The sequence below is a fragment of the Shewanella schlegeliana genome (assembly GCF_016765635.1).
GTDB classification, from domain to species: Bacteria; Pseudomonadota; Gammaproteobacteria; order Enterobacterales; family Shewanellaceae; genus Shewanella; species Shewanella schlegeliana.
Map to the genome: position 1 here is coordinate 142,891 of NZ_JAESVD010000008.1, position 19,048 is coordinate 161,938.

The window sequence follows — 19,048 nt, forward strand, 5'->3', positions numbered from 1 at the left end:
TGTTAATATCAGTCTCATTGGTTAACCTCTGAATGTTTTTTGGGCTCTAAGTCTTGGCTACCAGAGTCAAAGATAAGACCATTCGGTTTGTGCTTTAATTGCTCCAACAAAGGCTTAAGCTCATACATCACATCTGAAATACTCTTCATCGCTTCCTGTAACCCCTCATAACCTTGAGATCCAGATGAGAAATCTTGGCTCAATGTTTCAAAACTATCCAATGCGACTCTTAACTGCTTAATTAAGCCTTGCTGTTCAGCACTGACTAATAACTTATCTAGATTTTGACTCGTATGCTGAAGCTCGCTAAGCAGACTGGCTGCATTAACTAGGGTGACATTGGCATTACCCGTTAGCTCATCTAATGGCAAACCATTCAGCTTGTCGACAAATAGCTCAACTTTATCAATCAATTGAGAATACTGATCTTTTACCGTCGGGATTACTGGATAATTTTGATAAGTCTCAAGCTTCTCTAGTCGTGGTAAATCAAAATGCTGTAACTCAACAAATAAACTTCCTGTCAGTAAGCTACCTGTTTTCAAGCTGGCCCTTAATCCTTCTTTAATCCACAGGGTATTATGTTTCTTCATCAAGGCCATGCCTTGTTCATTATCAGGCAAGCCTATTCGACCAGGCTGTATGCTGAGCAGCACAGGAATACGAACTGCCTCGCTGTACATGATGCTAGGATCTGTAGTTATCAATTCAACGGAGGAAACCTCACCTACCGTCACACCGCGATACTCCACTGGCGCACCGACACTTAATCCTCGAATCGTATCACTCACTAACATCACATATTGTAGTGAGTATTTATAGCGGGCATTACTGGCACCTTGATAGTCATCAAAAATTTGAAAAGAGTCTAGCTCATTAATTTTAGTTCCCAATGGCATTCCGTCCGGTATGCCAAAGGTCACGCCATTGGTTAATATGGTTTGAAGACTACCTGTTTTAAGTGAAATCCCCTCAGCATTGAGGTCAACCACTAAACCACTAGCATCCCAGAATCGAGTGTTATTAGTGAGTAGCTCATGGTATGGAGCATGAATAAATGCATTGTAATAAACAGCGCGTTCATTGATATTAAAGTGCACCTCTTCAATTTTACCGACGGTTAACCCTTTATAGATAATAGGGTCCCCCTGAGAGTAAGCGAACTCCTTATCACTGATTAATGTGACTTGTAAGCCAGGCGTCCCCTTTGGCGTAATGGGAGGAGAGTTTAAGGCGGTAAATTCATTACGACCTTGCTTAGATGAGCCCGGTGAGAGCTCAATATACACACCGGATATTAATGTATCTAAACCAGTGATCCCTGAGAGGGCAACTTTTGGGCTCACCACCCAAAACTTACTGTCTTCCATCAGCATTTTTTCAGTATTTTTTGACATTCTTGCAGTGACAATAACGCCATCATCTTGATCATTGAGCTTAATGGTTTCAACCTCGCCAATAGTAACCGATCTCGATTTTATTTTTGTTTTTCCCGCTTCCATCCCCTCTGCAGAATTAAAAAGAATGGTCACAGTCGGGCCCTGGTTACTTATGTGGTAATACACCATCCAGCCACCAATCAGTAGGGCAACTATGGGCACAAACCAGATAGTAGAGATTGTTTTCACTGTTTTAATCTCTGCATCAAGGGGCTGTTGTGTTTTCATAAATTTTAATACTCGTTATAGATTAATTTTGGCTCAAAGCTCATTGCAGCTAACATAGTTACGATGACGACCGCCGAAAAAGCCAAACTAGCAGGGCCAGGTATTATGCTCATGGTATTGCCAAGCTGAACCAAGCTTGTGAGTGTAATCACCACAAATATATCCACCATGGACCAGCGACCAATAAACTCTGCAGCGCGGTACAAAAGTATTCGTTGATGCGATAATTGACCCGAGTGGATCTGTACGCTGTAATTTAACCAGATAAGGCTAGCTATTTTAGTAATCGGTACCATAATGCTGGCAATAAAGACTACCATAGCAATAGGATATGACTTTTCTTGCCAGAGTAATAATACCCCACCAATTATGGTATTAGGTTCATTCTGTCCTAAAAATTGAGTATTCATTATCGGCAAAATATTAGCCGGAATGTAAAGAAGAATTGCAGTAATAATTAATGCCCAAGTTTTTTGAATTGATAGGCTGTTAGCTCGACGTTTATCACTGCTTGTCACTTGAGGTATGAGTTTGGGCTCGGCAGGCTCAGACACTGGAACGCGGACTCGCTGCTGTTCAGCGCGCCTCATTGTTAACGCTTGATAAAATGCTCTTTTATCCAAGTGTAATAACGCGGCAGTCATTGAAATTGAAAATAAAATAAATGAAAAATAGGAAGTCCCCAAACCAATCTCTGCTATCGAAATTATCTTTACAAAGCTTACTAAGGTTCCTATTAAGAAAATCTCTACCATATTCCAAGGTATCAATTTAAATATCACACTTGTGAGGCCTAGCCCTTTAGGTGGATAGCGACCTTGCCTGAGAAAAAACACTAAGTAGATAAGAGAGATTAATATGAAACCGGGGATAACAAATACGCTAGCCACTTCGATAATGGCAAGCCAAGCATAACCATTATCAATAAGAATACTCACGCTGTCTAAGAGCTTAATGCTATCTCCTAAACCATTATATTCAAAAGAAATAAACTCAAATTGAAATGATAGGATCAAGAAAATTAACGCTGAAATGGCAAACGCAAGGATACGATCCAAGCAGTTATTACGTCTAGCCGTTAAAAGGTAGCCACAACGAGGACAAAGCGCTTTTTGGTTTACCGCTAACTTGGGGATCAATAAGGTAAGCTCACACTCACCACAGACATCAGGCTCATTTAAACTATTGTTTTTACCACTCTTAATAACCATACAGTTAATCAAACCTAATTTAGGTGTTTTGACTTCAACAACAGGATAAATCTAAGCTAAAAGTTTACAACCCAGTATAAAAATACTCAAGTTTATAAATTTTAGCTATAGCGCAACATGGGCTGCCCCAAGTCTTATGGACAAGTTTTCCTACCTTTGGACTGCCCCGAGTCTTATGGACAAATGTCACCTAAGCTTTTTGCATAGGAGATATGTTTATGAATAGGTCAAAATCGCAAAACTCACTTCAGGCCAATGGGATGATAATGAAAACCCAAATGCAGGTAATTTTCCGTAACAACGAAAATGATGATTTTCATGATGAAATTTTGATGATCTTTAATTAATTTAGCCCTCGAATAAAGCGTGACCAATATCACAACTTTACGTTTAGCTTAAGCGCAACCTAGACCCATCAACTGATAGTTATCTAATTTAGAGGCGTAAAAATGAGTAATCAATCCAATCATGATCAGCAACATACAGCTGAGTTTGAACATGAGCGTATGGAACGAAAGTACAATGATGGGGATAAATACGACGATCAACATGAGCATAAACACAATAAAGACCATCATCAAACGCGAGATCATGAAAAAAGCCATCCTCACACTCAACATGGTGGAAATCCAACAGGTCATAAACATTCTGTACAAACCCATGATGATCGTCATGAACATAATGAGCATAAACACCATAAAGTTAAAAAGCATGACCATAAAGAATCAACGAGAGAGCACCATAAAACAGGCCATAAGGACTAATTGATAATATATTATTGTTAATTTGTGTTGCTAAGCTCACATGGCAGTAACCTTATTTTGCTGCCATGCTTACAACGAAATAAAGGGCAATACCAAAAAGAGTCAATCCCGATTAAGCCTGTTAACCAAAAAAAATGAGTCCAAGAGTCACTAGCTATCGAGAACAGTAGCTGCAGTAATCATATCCTCACCTTTAGCCACAAAGAAATATTGAGCCTCCACCAACTCCTATTACTACATTAATTATCAATGATTTAGAGTGTCCACTTCAAGACTTTAGTAATATCTGCAACTTTGTTAGTAAGTGCTAGTGAGCCGTAACGATGGAGTAGGCTTAGTGCAAGGTCTATCCATATTTTTCCTCTATTGAGTCAACTCTAGTCATCTTCGTCATCGCTTTTATGTATAAATATAGATGGCAAAGAGTCCCGAATATAACAATCTGTACTAGTTGAATTGTGAAAGGATCCGGATATGACAATTCAATTAAAGTTTACCCTCCTCCTGCTTATTGATTTATCATTGTTCTCCATAGAGAATAACAGTTAATGATAGCGGTTTATTCAACAGTATTAATTTAGGAGTTTCAGTTAGATGATGACAAAGTGGGCGACACGTTTCTTACAGATGGCCGAGCTTGTTGGATCTTGGAGTAAAGATCCCTCCACTCAAGTGGGTGCGGTGATCACTGAAGATAACCGAATTGTCTCCTTAGGTTTCAACGGCTACCCACACGGGATCTCAGATAGTGCCGAAACCGATAACCGAGAGATGAAGCTACTAAAAACACTCCATGCAGAAGAGAATGCCATTCTCTATGCTAAGCGCGACCTTAGCGGCTGCGAAATATGGGTGACTCACTTCCCCTGCCCTAACTGCGCAGCCAAGATAATCCAAACAGGTTTAAGCACGGTGCATAGCCCAAAACCAAGCGAGGACTTTCTATCTCGCTGGGCAGATAAAATTAAGATTAGCCAAGATATGTTCGACCAAGCCGGTGTTAAGGTCGATTGGATGCAGGCTTAACATGACTGCAGAGTACTGTTATTAAGCATACTCTGCTGTTATTTTTATAAATGCCGATTTAGAAACGCTTCAATAGCTTCTAAGGTCGCTAAGCGATTCGCTTCAATCTCTAGATAGTGGTTACCATTTTTTAGCTCGATATAATCGACTTGTTTACCTACAGCTTTGAGTTCAGCATACATTTCACGGCTATGGTATACATCTACCACAGTATCGTGTTCACCATGAATAAGTAGTAATGGAATATTTATCTTCTTAGAAAAATTGACTGGCGACTGTTGTTCGAGATAGTCACTGTCACTACCAAATTGTTTTTTTACTATGTCATAATTAGTGAAGTTTTTAGCTGAGCTAACAATATATTCAAGATCGGATACTCCGGCAAAACTAGCAGAACATTTAAATGTATTTTGCTGTTTTACAGCAGCCATCATAGCCGCATAACCACCGTAGCTAGAGCCTACAATACATACTTGCTTAGCTGGAATCCGATACTGCTTTACCATCCAGTGAGCCGCATCTGCTAAATCATCTTGCATTTTCCCTCCCCATTGACGTATTGAAGCCACCTCGAATTCAAACCCATAACCAGAGGATCCTCGGAAGTTAGGTTCCAATACCGTATAACCTCGACTGGCAAAAAATTGAGAAAACCAATCAAAGCCAGAATACTCACGCACCATAGGACCACCATGTGGTATCACTATAGCAGCATGCTTATTTGGTACATTTTTGTGAGGAAGAGTGACATAGCCTTCAATTTCAATACCATCACGGGATTGGTATTTTATTTTAGTTTTTGGAGATAGCGACTGCTCATATAGCTTAGGGTATTGCTGCAAAATATAGTCGATGTATTTAGCTTTTCGATCACCTAAGTAATAAGCACCTGGGGTAGCATTACTTCTACTAAACAAAATATATTTATTTTCATCGTGGCTCATACTCACAATATCATTAAATGAATCTGGAATTGCTTTGTTCAGCGCTGCTTGGAACTCTTCATACTTCTCATCAAAGTATATTTTTCCGTTATTCGCCTCACCATGATAGACGCCTATAACATCATTGGTTTTAGTTGAGTATATTAGCGAGCCTTCAATGTCATAACGGGCATCAGCGTAAATAAGTTCTCTATCTAAGTCTTTAGTCGATACATCGACAACAAAAATGGCATAACGACCTTTATGTAAGGCTCGTATATATAAGTGTTCAGGATTTAAACCAAAGCCTAATGGCGTCACATCAGGCTCATCAAATAGTTCATATTCCCAAACTTTACGCCAATTTTCGCCGTTTTTATCACATAGCCGATAAAACCTTTTGGTTTCATCAATTGCATAACCTAATCTTACTCTATGCTGCCTGTCAGCCATCCAAAAAGTTGTATCACTGTTCCCTCTGTGAACAAGGCTGCGCTTTCTCTTTGAGCTTATATCTAACTTATATACATCGGGTCGATTATAAGACTTTAAACTCAACTGCATGAGGATATGATTAGGCTCATCAGGCAAGATATCGATGATCCTGTTTTGAAACTGAGGCCTCAGATCGCCTACTCTTGGCTGAAATACTGACTCAGCTTTAGATTTCCCATCAATTTTAATTTTTAACAATCGAGTAATAGTGTGCTTTTTTTGCTTCTTACCAGCAGGGTAATCGGCACTAATTAAAATTTGTTGATTGTTAGCCCATAGGTACCAAGTAATTTTAAATATTTGATTATCGGTATGGACTAAAATTCGCTTTTCACCAGTCTGAATATTTGTTACACCCAGATAGCTATTACCACTTTTATTGATAACATAGGAGAAGTGTTTACCATCAGGTGATAGTTTTACTTGTTCGGATTGAGGTAAAGCTCCGAAAGCATCTACGGGCAAAAGTTCATATGCCAAAAGATAAGGTTGAAAAAATAGAGCAAGACAGAAGAACCATCGAACGTTCATATCACAAATCCTTTGCGTTTTAGCCGCTTAACCTACAACTTCAGCCAGTTGAATGTCAAATATATAGACAACCCAAACAGGTTTAAGCACGGTGCATAGCCTAAAACCAAGCAAGGACTTTCTATCTCGCTGGGCAGATAAAATTAAGATTAGCCAAGATATGTTCGACCAAGCCGGTGTTAAGGTCGATTGGATGCAGGTCGACTAATACACATGAGCTAACAAGGCATTACCTTGATCATTAAAAGGGCGCTAATTGGCGCCCTTTTGCTTTCTAATCTGCTGAACAAGCAATTAATCGATCAAGGTGAACACCTTTATCACATGATCCAGGTTCGCAACGAAATCGAAGCGATTGACCGCCAACACAGCGAGTTTGACTACTACGACAAATTTAATGGTGGTGAATTTATCTCAGGAATGAATAAACGGGTTTTAGATGAGAGCAAGTTAAATGAAATTGCTTTAGAGAAAAGACTGATATTCAGAGGCAGCCGCTTGAAAAACAAGCTTTTTTCATAAAAGCCTCGTCGATACAATCATCGAGCACAACCCGCAAGGCATCAGCTTCTCGTTGGTTGATGGCTATAACGAATTTGGCTAGCCGATCTAGCTCTAACTCATTGTGAACAAGCCACACAAGGACGCGCTATTAAAGATCCATGGGCGTCCAAGTGGTTGCATTAATCGTAACAAAAAATATGGGTTAACTGGCGCCAATCAGTCTCATCGCCCCATAGTGCATCGACTGGAATACTATAGATACAGCTTCCAAAGTCTGTATATAAATAGCTTAAGATAGCGATATGATTTTCAGGAAGGTATGCCTCTTCAGTGAACGTTCCCTCTTCAGTAAAGACTTCCCGCGTGCGCGCTTCAATCCGAGGCATTAAACCATAGTCATAGTACAAATCCGTATAAAGTTCAGGATCAATTACTAAACTATTTTTATCGATGGCGGCAGTAATTTCAGCTTCACTTAATGGCAACTGGGTGTATGCCTGCCAGCGAATAGGATAGTGACCCGCTTTACGATAGCTAACATCAAAACCCGAGGGCGCTAGAGAGTCCCCAGTTATCGCTCTATCTGGATATTCCACCCAATTCAAACCCTCCATATCGGCCTCCGTCCAGAATATAGCCTCGCAGCGACCCGTAGGCTCCTCTCCCTCATCAGGCTCTTGAAGATAAACCTGCAGTAAGCCTTTACTTGGTAGGACTGGATTGCGCCCTTGTAACTGGGCAAAGTTAATTTGGAAGGCAAGCTTTAGACTTTCATCTTTGTTGATAACGTCCAAATTCGCGCGAGCGATAGCGGAGTCAGAACTGGGCAGCCAAGGTGCACCGGCAATACGACTCTGGAATTCACTGTCATATTCTGCAGCAAGCATATGAAAACCAACGCAGAGATCATCGAACTGCGCTTCTAGCTTCCGCAGTTGCAACTGACTTTCTAGCCTGTTTGCAAACGCTTGCTTATAAAACTCACTACCGGATTGGTATTGATTGGTTAAGCCTGCCTGTTCAAACTTAGCTAACAAGCGTAAATAGGGCTCAGCTAAACGGGCTTTCTCAGTAATATCTTCAAGATCACAACGCGCCGATGGCATTAACTCATCTAATCTATCCATCATGTTATTGGCCTTTGTGAGCTGGAAATGCCCCTTAGGTAAATCAACACTGTATGGATAGAGACTTGCTTCTTTGGCCGGATCAAAACTTGATTGGTTAAGCAGCCAAGATACCAGCTCAACACATGGCAAAGGTTTAGCAAAAACGTACTCTAAGGCGCTGCGCCCTTTACCGTCACGCTCATGAATATCTTGCCCTGCATCCAGCAGATCTTGCAATGCAGGTAGATGCTCAACAAACTGCTCATTCGACTTTATTTTTTTAAAAATCCAAAACCACTCTTTCAACATAACTGCCCTTAAGTGACAAAGGTTAAACAACACAAAGTTAAACATTAGAAAGCCACCCATTATCAATCATCCGTAAGATAAGAGTGGCTTTAGCAAGCTGCATTAATTTTTAAACATTAGTTTTCCGCAATGCGTTTTCACAATTAAAGCCCAGAAAAATAAAATCGACCCGCTTGCTCCAAGATGATGTAACGGTTGCCTTGCTCGGAGCGGTAGTTATAACAAGTATTAATCGAGTCTGCGATACGACAGCCATTGATCGATAAGCTAAATTTGCTCTGTTTTGCATTAGCGATTGCGCCAGCAATTGTCTTATCGATTTCGTTTTGTAAGCTAGCCGCAATTGCGCTGTAATCATTGATAAGACGTTCGCGAACAGCAGGCTTCAGCTCAGATACTTGCTTAACAAGGCCGTTATATTCCTCTTGGTCTAAACCTGCATAAAACACAGTTCCATCTTCAGGCATCCCTAAATGAGCAAAAAAATACGGGTAATCATGACTCGATAGCGCTTTGGCCACTGACTTTGCCAACGCCAGTTTACTCACTTGGGGATACTTGTCGTTATCCACTTTAACGCCATTTCTAAATACCTGACTATTAAGTTCATTCAGTCGAATTTTGCTTAATTTGGCGATAGTCGATGGGCTGTATTGCTCGGCAATCTCTTGGTACTTGTCATAGGCCTTGTCTAGCTGGATGCTGTCCTCTAACTGCTTTGCAGTGACGAACTCAATATTGGCCGCATCGACAGCAGCAAAACTCAAACTGCTATAACTCAGAGTTAACAGCAACAAAGAGGCGCTCAATGGTGTGCCGCTTGGGCAGTTATGTTTTTTCATTATCTTAGCTGCCAATAGTAGTTATTGTTGGCCTTAATCAGTCTAAAGCCTCTCACGTCCTGCCAATGCATTTGATAAAGCACGGCAACTTGCGGCTCGAGCACTTCATCAAACTCAGGCTTAACATCGTTATCTAGCAGCAGGTTAATATTATCGATGATGGAAATGATTCGAGGATCATTAGCCTCTAACAAGGCGCGTATAGTGTCGATTTTCTCAGGATCAATATCTACATCTGGAAAATTGGCGAAATGGCTTAGATGATAAACTAGATAGTGGGCATCTTTATCTTTCAAAGCCTTACTCAATGAACGCAGTAAGTCTTGATAGGTCGATTGCGGGTACTTATCGCTATCTTTTTTAATGCCGCCATTAAACACTTTGTCAGTTAACTTACCGATTTCCAATGAGCTAGCAACCGCAGCGCTGGTGTCCGGGTAGGTCTTGATGATGTACTGCAACAGATCATACTCTCTGTCGTATGCACCTGTATGTTGATACAAGCTCGCCTCAACATACAGACTGTTGGCATTGCTTTCATCGGATCTTGTTTGCGAGGCTTCATAGCTTGTACTGCAACCTAGCAAAAATAGAAGGGGGAAGGATGCAAGGGCAAGCGGTGCAATCTTTATCATAGATAAACTCTAGTGTGGTATTTTTGGGTTTAATCAAACATATCAACACAGCCAATGACATCGTCTGTAGTTCACTATGACGAGTAGGATTAGCTATGGATGTCTTCGATTAGCGACCAATTCGTATACTGGTAAGCATAGCTAAAAACCACGCAGTAAACAGCGAGTTACCTCCCGTAGTTAAAAGTAAATCCATCCATGATAAATCAATATTATTGATTACCTACCTTTGTGAAAAATAGCAGTGGCAGGCACAAAAAAATGCCATTAAATGTAGATTCATTCCCCTAGTTTCACCATAAAAAGTAGTTATAACACCTAAAATCGGTAAATTAAAAAGCTACTCCAACCCACTATATAGAGATGCAAAAACTTAATGGAAATATTACCCAACTGATGAATTAAACCAACGTAAAAACTTAAAACAAACTTAAAAATAGCTTCAAACAAGCTTAACTTAACATAAATTGAAACTTAATTATTTCAAGACCTATACCAAACAAGCACTTACAACAAACTGTTGACACTGAAAAAACAATCACTTATAACAATAGTTCGTTATTTCCGAACAATATGGCAACAATATTCGAGTTTACACAGACTAGCCATTTACTCTTAACTGTTAAGGTCAATGAGTGACTATAACCTAACAATAAAAATATGAGCTCGAAGCAGGGATGAATAATAAATCTAATATTACCCCTCTCTATAAGCCGGCAATTACAAGCATATAGGCAGGTCTAAGGCAGATAGAGTAAATACTTTAATACTCTAAAGCAGGTCATTGCCAATTATGACACTCGACTTGCCATTAATTTAACGACTCTGCTTATGATTCATTTATGACTCTCGAATTACTTACACTCGAATAAGTCACATATAAATAAGGAGCTTAAATGAAGAGCAGCCAGTTATTAATACTACTAACATTAACGCTATCTTTTTCGTTACTAGCAGGCGCTGCAGATCCTACAAATGAGGAACAAGCGGTACTCGAATCTTGTACGTCACTTAAAAGTGGGTCTAAGCACCTCTCAACAAACTCCTGCGTTTACTATATCCAGGGTTTTCTGGCCGGCTCCTTAACCGCTAAATCAAATTACGTCTTGCATGAAACATCGGGTGCATTCTTGGATAGAGCCTATCGAACCAGAGTTGGAAAAGTGACTTCTGAGGAGAAGCCAGTCCAATTATGTCTACCTCGAAATGAAAGCATGGAGCAGTTAGCAGAGCGCCTTGTTGGACATTTGTCGTATCCAATAGACTCGATGCAATTGCTACACTCGCAAATATTCAATGCTCTCGCAGTGGAATCTTCATGTTCATAACCCACTGAAGGCCATAGATAGAAGTAATGGCACTACATGTGCTGCCCTTAGCCCCCCCAATGAACCTATTGGCAAAGGTGAGAAAAATGAGCATAAATGAAGATAAATTATTAGATAAATTAACACCCGACAAAAAACCTAGGTTATTGCCGAGCCACACATTCAGCCTCTGCTTAACCCTGTCACTCTTTTGGTGGATAAACTCAAATTACAGCAACCCACTGCTGCTATCTCTGGGCGGAGCTTCTATCCTGCTAGTCCTCTATATTGCCCACAGGATGGATGTGATCGACCATGAGTCTCTACCAATCCACCTTTCAGCAAAAATGCCCGGCTACATGTTATGGCTAGCAAAAGAGATCATTGTCGCCAACATTTCTGTGGTCAAACACATTTGGCTTGGCAATAGCAGCATCTCACCAACCCTCGCCACTATAGACGCCACTCAGCGCACAGATCTAGGCAAGGTCATCTATGCCAACTCCATAACCTTAACGCCGGGTACTGTCGCAGTGGGATTGGTCGATGATCACGTCATCATCCACGCCTTGAGCAAAGAAAATATCGATACCTTAAAAGCCGGCAGGATGGATCGCCGGGTCACTGAATTGGAAAAATGATGTTAACTGCAGCCACTATTGCAATTCTCGTTGTCATGCTCCTCGCGATCATTCGCTGCATCGCAGGACCATCGCTATACGATCGGATCTTAGCATTCAATATGTTTGGCACTAAAACGGTGTTACTTATCTCGGTGCTAGGTTTTTTAATGGGTCGACCCGAGTTTCTGGATATTGCCCTCGTATACGCCCTCATCAACTTTATCAGTGTTATCGGCGTACTGCGCTTTTCTGACTCAGCTGAGTTCAATCATCAGCGTCCAGAGGCAGCATCAATCAAGAAGGATAAACGATGAATCTCATACTCGAGATCGCGAGTGGATTGTGTTTGCTACTCGGTAGCTTTCTCTGTCTATCCGGCGGTATTGGCATCTTGCGCTTCCCTGATTTTTATACTCGCATGCACGCGGTAGGCGTCACAGATACCTTAGGTGCAGGAATGATCCTTATCGGCCTGATGCTACAAAACCCACAAGGGATAGTACTGCTTAAGTTGATGATGATCTTACTGTTCACACTATTGATTAACCCTGCAGCAAGTCATGCTCTGGCCAAAGCCGCCCTGCGTAACAACTTGCATCCAGTGCTTGACGAGTCAACCAACGAGGGGAGGAACAAGCCATCGAAACCTTAGTTGATGTTGTTCTATTAAGCTTTCTCGTCGTGATCGCTATCGCCATTGTTCGCACCAAAGATCTGTTGGCCGTGGTGATGTTGACGGGGATCTACGGATTGCTGTCCGCAAGCTTTTTTGTTGTATTAGATGCTGTGGATGTGGCCTTTACCGAAGCCTCTGTGGGCGCAGGTATATCTGGCTTACTGATGCTGGCAGCCATCACCATGACAGGCCGAACCGAGGCGCCTAAGCGTCATAAACCTTTGCTGGCTTTACTCGTGGTACTTATCACTGGCGGAATGCTAATTTACGGCACCTTAGATATGCCCTACTTTGGCAGTTTCGATGCACCAGTTCATCAACATGTCGCTCCTCGCTACATTAATGACTCGATGCAGGAGGTCGGTGTCCCCAATATTGTCACCTCGGTACTCGCGAGCTACAGAGCGTTTGACACCTTAGGCGAGGTAGCCGTTATCTTTACTGCCGGTATTGGGGTGTTATCACTGCTGGCCTTGCCGCAACGTCGTAAGCCTTACCTCGTAGATGAGTCCGGCAAAGAGCAGATGTATAAGCAACATATCGTGCTCCGCGTTATTAGCAAAGCCTTGATTCCTATCATTCTATTGTTTGCACTCTATGTGCAGTTCCATGGCGATTTTGGCCCTGGCGGCGGCTTCCAAGCGGGGGTGATTTTTGCCGCTGCAATCATCCTCTATGCCATGTTATTCGGCTTAGACAATGCTAAGCGTGTCTTTAGCCTATCCCTGTTCCAACTGCTCGCAGCTATCGGACTGCTGCTATACGCTAGTGTTGGCGTGGTCTCGCTATTTAATGGCGGTAACTTCCTAGATTACAACGTATTAGCTGACGACCCAATTGCAGGCCAGCACTTAGGGATCCTGCTGATCGAACTCGGTGTGGGCTGCACAGTCGCCTCGGTAATGATCATTATCTTTTTCAACTTTGCAGGCCGCAGAGAAGCACAACAGAACGGTGAGGAGAGATGATGGTACTCGGACTCTATAACTACTGGATCGTGGTATTGCTGATGATGATCGGTTTTTATATCGTTATCGCCCATGGCAACCTGATTAAAAAGCTGGTTGGCTTAACGATTTTTCAAACCTCGGTTTTTATCTTTTATATCAGTATGGGTAATGTCGATAGCGGTAGCGCGCCAATCTTGGCCGAAGGAGTAAGCCGCTACTCTAACCCTCTTCCCCATGTGCTAATTCTCACCGCGATTGTGGTCGGTATTGCCACCACGGCGCTAGGACTCGCATTGGCTGTAAGGATCAAAGAGGCATACGGCAGCATAGAAGAAGATGAGATTCAAATCCAAGATCAGCTTACCGAGGATAATTCAAAGTGTTAGCCCACCTGCCTATTTTACAAGTCATTGTGCCACTGATGGCGGCGCCGCTATGCTGGTTCCTGGACCGTTCCAAACTGGTGTGGCTATTTGCCCTATTAGTGTGCGGCTTTTCCTGTCTAACCAGCATCGCCCTACTGCAACAGGTGATGAGCTCTGGCACTATTATCTATCAACTCGGAGGTTGGGATGCCCCTTGGGGGATTGAATATCGCATCGATGAGCTCAACGCTCTTTTGCTGCTGATCATCTCAACAATTGGCACTATAGTCCTGTTCGCAGCACAAACGAGTCTTCAAAAAGAACTCCCTAAAGAGCGTCATACGCTATTTTATAGCCTTTACCTGCTGTCATTAACAGGGATGTTCGGTATCGTCGCCACAGGCGATGTGTTTAATGTATTCGTATTTTTAGAGATCTCCTCGCTATCAGGCTACGCGCTGATTGCTTTGGGCAAAGATAGGCGTGCACTTTGGGCCGCTTATCAATATCTGATCATGGGCACCATAGGTGCGACCTTTATTCTGATCGGCATCGGTCTGCTGTATCAGATGACGGGAACCTTGAATATGGATGATCTCGCCAACCGGCTTGCAGAGGTTAACCAAACACGTACCGTATTTGCCGCATTTGCCTTCTTAATCGTAGGAGTCTGCTTAAAATTGGCACTGTTCCCACTGCATCTGTGGTTACCTAACGCTTACGCCTATGCTCCTTCAATCGTGACCGCTTTTCTCGCTGCCACGGCGACTAAAGTTGCAGTTTATCTACTGATCCGTTTCACCTATACGGTATTTGGCATCGAGCTTTCGTTCTCCATCCTACCCTTACAGAACTTATTTATCGTTCTCGGGCTGGTTGGCATATTCGCCGCTTCTACTGCGGCGATATATAAAACCAATGTTAAACATATCTTCGCCTACTCGAGCATTGCTCAGGTTGGCTACATGATTATTGGCTACGCCATCAACACCAGCACAGGGCTTATGGCCACCCTGCTACACCTGTTTAATCACGCCTTAATGAAGAGTGCGCTGTTTTTAGCGTTAGGTGCGGTGATGTACCGCATCGGCAGCGTACAACTCAGCCAATTCCAAGGGCTAGGGCGACAAATGCCGCTAACCATGGCAGCCATTGTCATAGGTGGCTTAAGTTTGATTGGCGTACCTCTAACAGTAGGATTTATCAGCAAGTGGTATTTGTTGCTCGCCACAATTGAGGCTGGAATGTGGCCAGTAGCGGTATTAGTACTACTGGGCTCACTGCTGGCCGTCCTTTATATCTGGCGAATCGTTGAAACAGCCTATTTCAAGCCCCCGCTGCCGGGTCGTGAACCAGTCAAGGAGGCGCCTTGGACCTTCCTCGCTCCTATTTGGATACTCGTACTGGCCAATATCTATTTTGGTATCGATACCCGTCTTAGTGTGCAGGTGGCACAGGCGGCCTCTCAAAGCTTGTTTGGAATTAACCCATGAATCTATCTTTGGAGCTGTTGCTACAGCTAACCATTATCTTACCTCTGGTCGCTACACTGGCGATCTGGGCAACGGGAAAGCACCCCAATCTTCGTGAGGCTATAACGATAAGTATCAGCCTAGTGGTACTTTTTTGTGTGGTAAACCTATATCAAGGGCTCAGTGCTGGCGCATCTATCGAGGTGTTTTGGTGGCAACTGATGCCGGGGTTGGCAATGAGTTTTGCGGTTGAGCCCTTAGGGATGCTATTCGCCTTAATTGCCAGCTTTCTTTGGCTCATCACCACCCTTTATGCCATTGGTTATATGCGTGGCCACGGAGAGAAGAATCAAACTCGCTTTTACCTCTGCTTTGCTCTCGCCATAAGCGCTGTCATGGGGCTGGCCTTTTCCGCCAACCTATTTACCCTATTCATCTTCTACGAAGTGTTGACCCTGTCCACTTATCCTTTAGTGACCCATGCAGGAACGGAAAAGGCTAAGCAGGGAGGGCGAGTATACTTAGGTATTTTACTCGGTACCTCCATCGCCTTCTTCCTATTGGCGATTGTCTTGACCTGGTTTGTCGCCGGAACATTGGACTTCAAACCTGGCGGCGTGTATAGCACAGATGTTGATACCAGCCTGCTCGGCGCCATACTGGTACTGTTTGTATTTGGTATAGGTAAGGCAGCAATCATGCCGTTCCATCGCTGGTTACCCGCCGCTATGGTCGCCCCAACACCTGTGAGCGCATTGCTGCATGCCGTAGCGGTCGTCAAGGCGGGTGTCTTCACCATCTTAAAGATCTGCGTGTTTATCTTTGGTATCGAGCTACTGCCCACTCTGCCAACGACGGAATTCCTGCTCTATTTAGCGGCTGCATCGGTATTACTCGCCTCGATAGTGGCGATGCGTCAGGATAACTTAAAAGCACGGCTCGCTTACTCGACGGTGAGTCAACTGGGCTATATCACCATAGGCGCACTGCTGGCCAGCTCATCGGGGGTTATCGGTAGCTCAATGCACATTGCCACCCATGCTTTTGGCAAGATCACCCTGTTCTTCTGTGCAGGCGCCATTCTGGTAGCGAGCCATAAATCAAAAGTGAGCGAAATGCGCGGCCTCGGCTTTGCTATGCCTGTCACCATGGCGGCCTTTTTTATCGCTAGCCTGAGTATTATTGGCGTCCCTCCTGCTGGCGGCACGTGGAGTAAGTGGTACCTGTTGATGGGCACGATGGAAACCGAGCATTGGGTCATTATGATGGTACTAATGGTCAGCTCACTGCTCAATATTGCTTACCTGTTACCGATTCCGTATCACGCCTTTTTCTCTGGTAAAGATCAGCCAGTAGCAAAGGCTGGGATAAAGGAAGCACCGCTAGTGTCATTAATCGCGATCTCCATTACCACCTTAGGTTGCCTTATTTTATTCCTCTATCCGCAACCCCTCTATGAGTTGGCCAAAGCCATCTTAACTGTACCGGGAGTTAGCCATGGACAGTAACCAGAAACAGAACAAGCAATATCTCTTTGATAACCCAAAAAACGTCAACCGTATTTTGTATCTTCTGTATGCCTGCTGCACGCTGCTTGTCGTGCTTGATTTTGTCATCCATCGCCATGTTTATCACAGTTGGGAAAACCTACCGCTGTTCTACCCCATCTATGGCTTTGTCGGCTGCGTTATCTTGGTGCTCATTGCACGCTGGATGCGAACCTTTCTGATGCGCCCAGAAGACTATTATGACAATTTTTACGACGATCATCATGACAGTTCTGTTGACCATCACTGTGATAATAATAGTGAAAATATTTTAGAAAATGCCGCCAATGAACACACCCATAAGGGTGCAAGCGAACAGGCAAAAAACAACAAGATAGGTGATCACAATGTGGATGCTTGAGTTACCGCCCTTTACCCTGTTCTTTATCGGCGGGCTTATTGCTGCAATGACCCGCGGCAAACTACGCGGCGCAATAATGGTTGCCATTCCAGTTATTAGTGCCATTCACTTGTGGACAGTGCCTGAAGGCATTCACCTGCAACTGGCGTTTTTAGATTATGAGTTGGTGCCCTACCGCGCAGACAAACTCAGCCTGATGTTTGGCTATGTATTTCATATCGCCGCATTCATCTCCATTATCTACTCGCTTCACGTAAAAGATACCGTACAACAGGTAGCAACCATGCTCTATGCGGGTAGTGCGCTGGGGGCGGTATTTGCTGGCGATCTGCTGACGCTATTTATCTTCTGGGAGCTGCTGGCCTTTACCTCGGTATTTCTGATCTGGGCGCGCAGAACCACTCGCGCCTATCATGCGGGTATGCGCTACTTGATCATTCAAGTCCTATCCGGTGTCATCTTACTGGTAGGCGCACTATTTTACGCCGCCGAAACAGGCTCACTGGCCTTTAGCCACATAGGTCTAGAAGGTGTCGCTGGCTGGCTAATATTTATCGCCTTTGGTATTAAATGTGCCTTTCCCTTTGCCCATAACTGGCTCACCGATGCTTACCCCGAAGCGACACCAACCGGTACCGTTATCCTCAGCGCATTTACCACTAAAGTGGCTGTTTATGCACTGGCTCGTGCCTACCCCGGCACCGAGCTGCTGATCTACATTGGCGCAGCCATGACCTGTTTCCCAATCTTCTTTGCGGTGATTGAAAATGATCTGCGCAGGGTACTGGCCTATAGCTTAATCAACCAGGTCGGCTTTATGGTAGTCGGTATCGGTATCGGTACCGCGCTGGCGATAAACGGCGCGGTTGCCCATGCTTTTAACGATGTGATCTTTAAAGGCTTGCTGTTTATGAGCATGGGAGCCGTGCTGCATATGACGGGCAGAATCAACGGTTCAGATCTGGGCGGCTTGTATAAAACCATGCCCAAAACCACGATACTGTGTATTATCGGCGCCGCCTCTATCTCGGCCTTCCCACTGTTTAGCGGCTTTGTCAGTAAATCTATGGTGATGTCTGCCGCGTTGGAAACCGGACACGACTGGGTTTGGTTAATGTTGCTGTTCGCCTCTGCGGGTGTGTTCCACCATGCTGGGATCAAGATCCCCTACTTTGCCTTCTTCGCCCACGACTCTGGGCTGCGTGCGAGTGATCCACCAAGCAATATGCTGTTTGCCATGTTTATCGCTGCTAGCCTGTGTATTGCCATCGGTATCTACCCTGCGGCGCTATACTCGCTACTGCCATATGACACAGGTTACAACCCGTATGATGCAACCCACGTACTGGCGCAGACTCAGCTGCTGTTCTTCTCTGCCCTAGCCTTTGTTTGGTTAAACCTCAGAGGCATGTATCCGCCAGAGCTACGCTCGACAAACTTAGATGTGGACTGGATCTACAGGCGTGCGATACCTACTGCACTACATAAATTGACAGCGGTAGTATGGAAGGCTGACGGCAGGCTTCGCCAAACGATTAAAGGAAAACTGAGCCAATGCCAGTCCATTATTGCCAACAAACATAAAGGATTAGGAGGCTTACTCTCCGGCTCCTACCCTTCAGGTAATATGGTGCTATGGGTCGCCGTGATCCTGGCGTCATACCTGTTTATCGGCTTTCTTGGCTAGGGAAGGTTGAGAGCTGAATTAGATGTTAACCGTGGTCGAATTAG

General features: G+C 43.7%; 19 protein-coding genes and 1 pseudogene. 14 read left to right on the forward strand and 6 right to left on the reverse strand.

Annotation, left to right across the window (positions count from 1 at the left end; all coding sequences use genetic code 11):
- Positions 1 to 14: 14 nt before the first annotated feature.
- On the reverse strand, positions 15 to 1,667 hold the full coding sequence (gene pqiB, locus JMA39_RS14665) for an intermembrane transport protein PqiB (protein WP_202722602.1): 1,653 nt from the start codon (positions 1,665 to 1,667) through the stop codon (positions 15 to 17).
- 5 nt (positions 1,668 to 1,672) lie between these two features.
- Positions 1,673 to 2,878: a paraquat-inducible protein A gene (locus JMA39_RS14670; protein WP_202722603.1), complete on the reverse strand. Its 1,206-nt coding sequence runs from the start codon at positions 2,876 to 2,878 to the stop codon at positions 1,673 to 1,675.
- Between the two features lie 218 nt (positions 2,879 to 3,096).
- On the opposite strand from JMA39_RS14670, the gene JMA39_RS21335 reads away from it, so the two are divergent.
- The 3 genes from JMA39_RS21335 to JMA39_RS14680 all read left to right on the forward strand — a co-directional run bounded on the left by JMA39_RS21335 (position 3,097) and on the right by JMA39_RS14680 (position 4,668).
- On the forward strand, positions 3,097 to 3,225 hold the full coding sequence (locus tag JMA39_RS21335) for a hypothetical protein (protein ID WP_269154449.1): 129 nt from the start codon (positions 3,097 to 3,099) through the stop codon (positions 3,223 to 3,225).
- A 102-nt stretch (positions 3,226 to 3,327) separates the two neighbouring features.
- Entirely contained in the window at positions 3,328 to 3,642 is a 315-nt protein-coding gene (locus JMA39_RS14675; protein ID WP_202722604.1) for a cation diffusion facilitator family transporter, read from the forward strand.
- A gap of 594 nt (positions 3,643 to 4,236) precedes the next feature.
- Positions 4,237 to 4,668, forward strand: a complete 432-nt coding sequence (locus JMA39_RS14680) for a dCMP deaminase family protein (protein ID WP_202722605.1) — start codon at positions 4,237 to 4,239, stop codon at positions 4,666 to 4,668.
- Between the two features lie 44 nt (positions 4,669 to 4,712).
- Here the strand turns inward: JMA39_RS14680 and JMA39_RS14685 are convergent, their stop codons facing one another.
- Entirely contained in the window at positions 4,713 to 6,617 is a 1,905-nt protein-coding gene (locus JMA39_RS14685; protein ID WP_202722606.1) for an alpha/beta hydrolase family protein, read from the reverse strand.
- 73 nt (positions 6,618 to 6,690) lie between these two features.
- On the opposite strand from JMA39_RS14685, the pseudogene JMA39_RS14690 reads away from it, so the two are divergent.
- Positions 6,691 to 6,825: pseudogene (locus tag JMA39_RS14690) on the forward strand (dCMP deaminase family protein); the annotation flags it as partial.
- Positions 6,826 to 6,851: 26 nt separating this feature from the next.
- Positions 6,852 to 7,139, forward strand: a complete 288-nt coding sequence (locus JMA39_RS14695) for a hypothetical protein (RefSeq protein ID WP_202722607.1) — start codon at positions 6,852 to 6,854, stop codon at positions 7,137 to 7,139.
- A gap of 161 nt (positions 7,140 to 7,300) precedes the next feature.
- Here the strand turns inward: JMA39_RS14695 and JMA39_RS14700 are convergent, their stop codons facing one another.
- The 3 genes from JMA39_RS14700 to JMA39_RS14710 form a co-directional block, all read right to left on the reverse strand.
- Complete coding sequence (locus tag JMA39_RS14700) at positions 7,301 to 8,539, reverse strand: DUF1963 domain-containing protein (protein ID WP_202722608.1); 1,239 nt, start codon at positions 8,537 to 8,539, stop codon at positions 7,301 to 7,303.
- Positions 8,540 to 8,682: 143 nt separating this feature from the next.
- Positions 8,683 to 9,381, reverse strand: a complete 699-nt coding sequence (locus JMA39_RS14705) for a hypothetical protein (protein ID WP_202722609.1) — start codon at positions 9,379 to 9,381, stop codon at positions 8,683 to 8,685.
- Positions 9,381 to 10,016 carry an outer membrane protein assembly factor BamD gene (locus JMA39_RS14710; RefSeq protein ID WP_202722610.1) on the reverse strand — a complete coding sequence of 212 codons (636 nt, stop codon included), beginning with the start codon at positions 10,014 to 10,016 and terminating at the stop codon, positions 9,381 to 9,383. Before JMA39_RS14710 ends, JMA39_RS14705 begins: the two co-directional genes overlap by 1 nt.
- Positions 10,017 to 11,430: 1,414 nt before the next feature.
- Between JMA39_RS14710 and JMA39_RS14715 the strand changes: the two genes are divergently transcribed.
- Genes JMA39_RS14715 through JMA39_RS14755 form a run of 9 tightly spaced genes read left to right on the forward strand, consistent with a single transcriptional unit; the run spans position 11,431 to position 19,004 of the window.
- Entirely contained in the window at positions 11,431 to 11,964 is a 534-nt protein-coding gene (locus JMA39_RS14715) for a Na+/H+ antiporter subunit E (protein WP_202722611.1), read from the forward strand.
- Positions 11,964 to 12,260, forward strand: coding sequence for a monovalent cation/H+ antiporter complex subunit F (locus JMA39_RS14720; RefSeq protein WP_202722612.1), 297 nt, complete (start codon positions 11,964 to 11,966; stop codon positions 12,258 to 12,260). Before JMA39_RS14715 ends, JMA39_RS14720 begins: the two co-directional genes overlap by 1 nt.
- Positions 12,257 to 12,598: a monovalent cation/H(+) antiporter subunit G gene (mnhG, locus tag JMA39_RS14725; protein ID WP_202722613.1), complete on the forward strand. Its 342-nt coding sequence runs from the start codon at positions 12,257 to 12,259 to the stop codon at positions 12,596 to 12,598. Before JMA39_RS14720 ends, mnhG begins: the two co-directional genes overlap by 4 nt.
- A gap of 29 nt (positions 12,599 to 12,627) precedes the next feature.
- Positions 12,628 to 13,590 (forward strand): Na(+)/H(+) antiporter subunit B, encoded by a 963-nt coding sequence (locus tag JMA39_RS14730; RefSeq protein ID WP_244999895.1) that lies wholly within the window; start codon positions 12,628 to 12,630, stop codon positions 13,588 to 13,590.
- Entirely contained in the window at positions 13,590 to 13,958 is a 369-nt protein-coding gene (locus JMA39_RS14735; protein WP_012278426.1) for a cation:proton antiporter subunit C, read from the forward strand. The genes JMA39_RS14730 and JMA39_RS14735 overlap by 1 nt, the downstream gene beginning before the upstream one ends.
- The gene (locus tag JMA39_RS14740; protein WP_202722614.1) at positions 13,952 to 15,430 is read left to right on the forward strand and encodes a monovalent cation/H+ antiporter subunit D family protein; all 1,479 of its coding nucleotides are present in this window, start codon (positions 13,952 to 13,954) and stop codon (positions 15,428 to 15,430) included. Before JMA39_RS14735 ends, JMA39_RS14740 begins: the two co-directional genes overlap by 7 nt.
- A complete protein-coding gene (locus JMA39_RS14745; RefSeq protein ID WP_202722615.1) occupies positions 15,427 to 16,917 on the forward strand; it encodes a monovalent cation/H+ antiporter subunit D family protein in 1,491 nt (496 codons plus the stop codon). The genes JMA39_RS14740 and JMA39_RS14745 overlap by 4 nt, the downstream gene beginning before the upstream one ends.
- Positions 16,907 to 17,317, forward strand: a complete 411-nt coding sequence (locus JMA39_RS14750; protein WP_202722616.1) for a hypothetical protein — start codon at positions 16,907 to 16,909, stop codon at positions 17,315 to 17,317. Before JMA39_RS14745 ends, JMA39_RS14750 begins: the two co-directional genes overlap by 11 nt.
- Complete coding sequence (locus JMA39_RS14755) at positions 17,304 to 19,004, forward strand: Na(+)/H(+) antiporter subunit D (RefSeq protein WP_202722617.1); 1,701 nt, start codon at positions 17,304 to 17,306, stop codon at positions 19,002 to 19,004. The genes JMA39_RS14750 and JMA39_RS14755 overlap by 14 nt, the downstream gene beginning before the upstream one ends.
- Positions 19,005 to 19,048 lie beyond the last annotated feature (44 nt).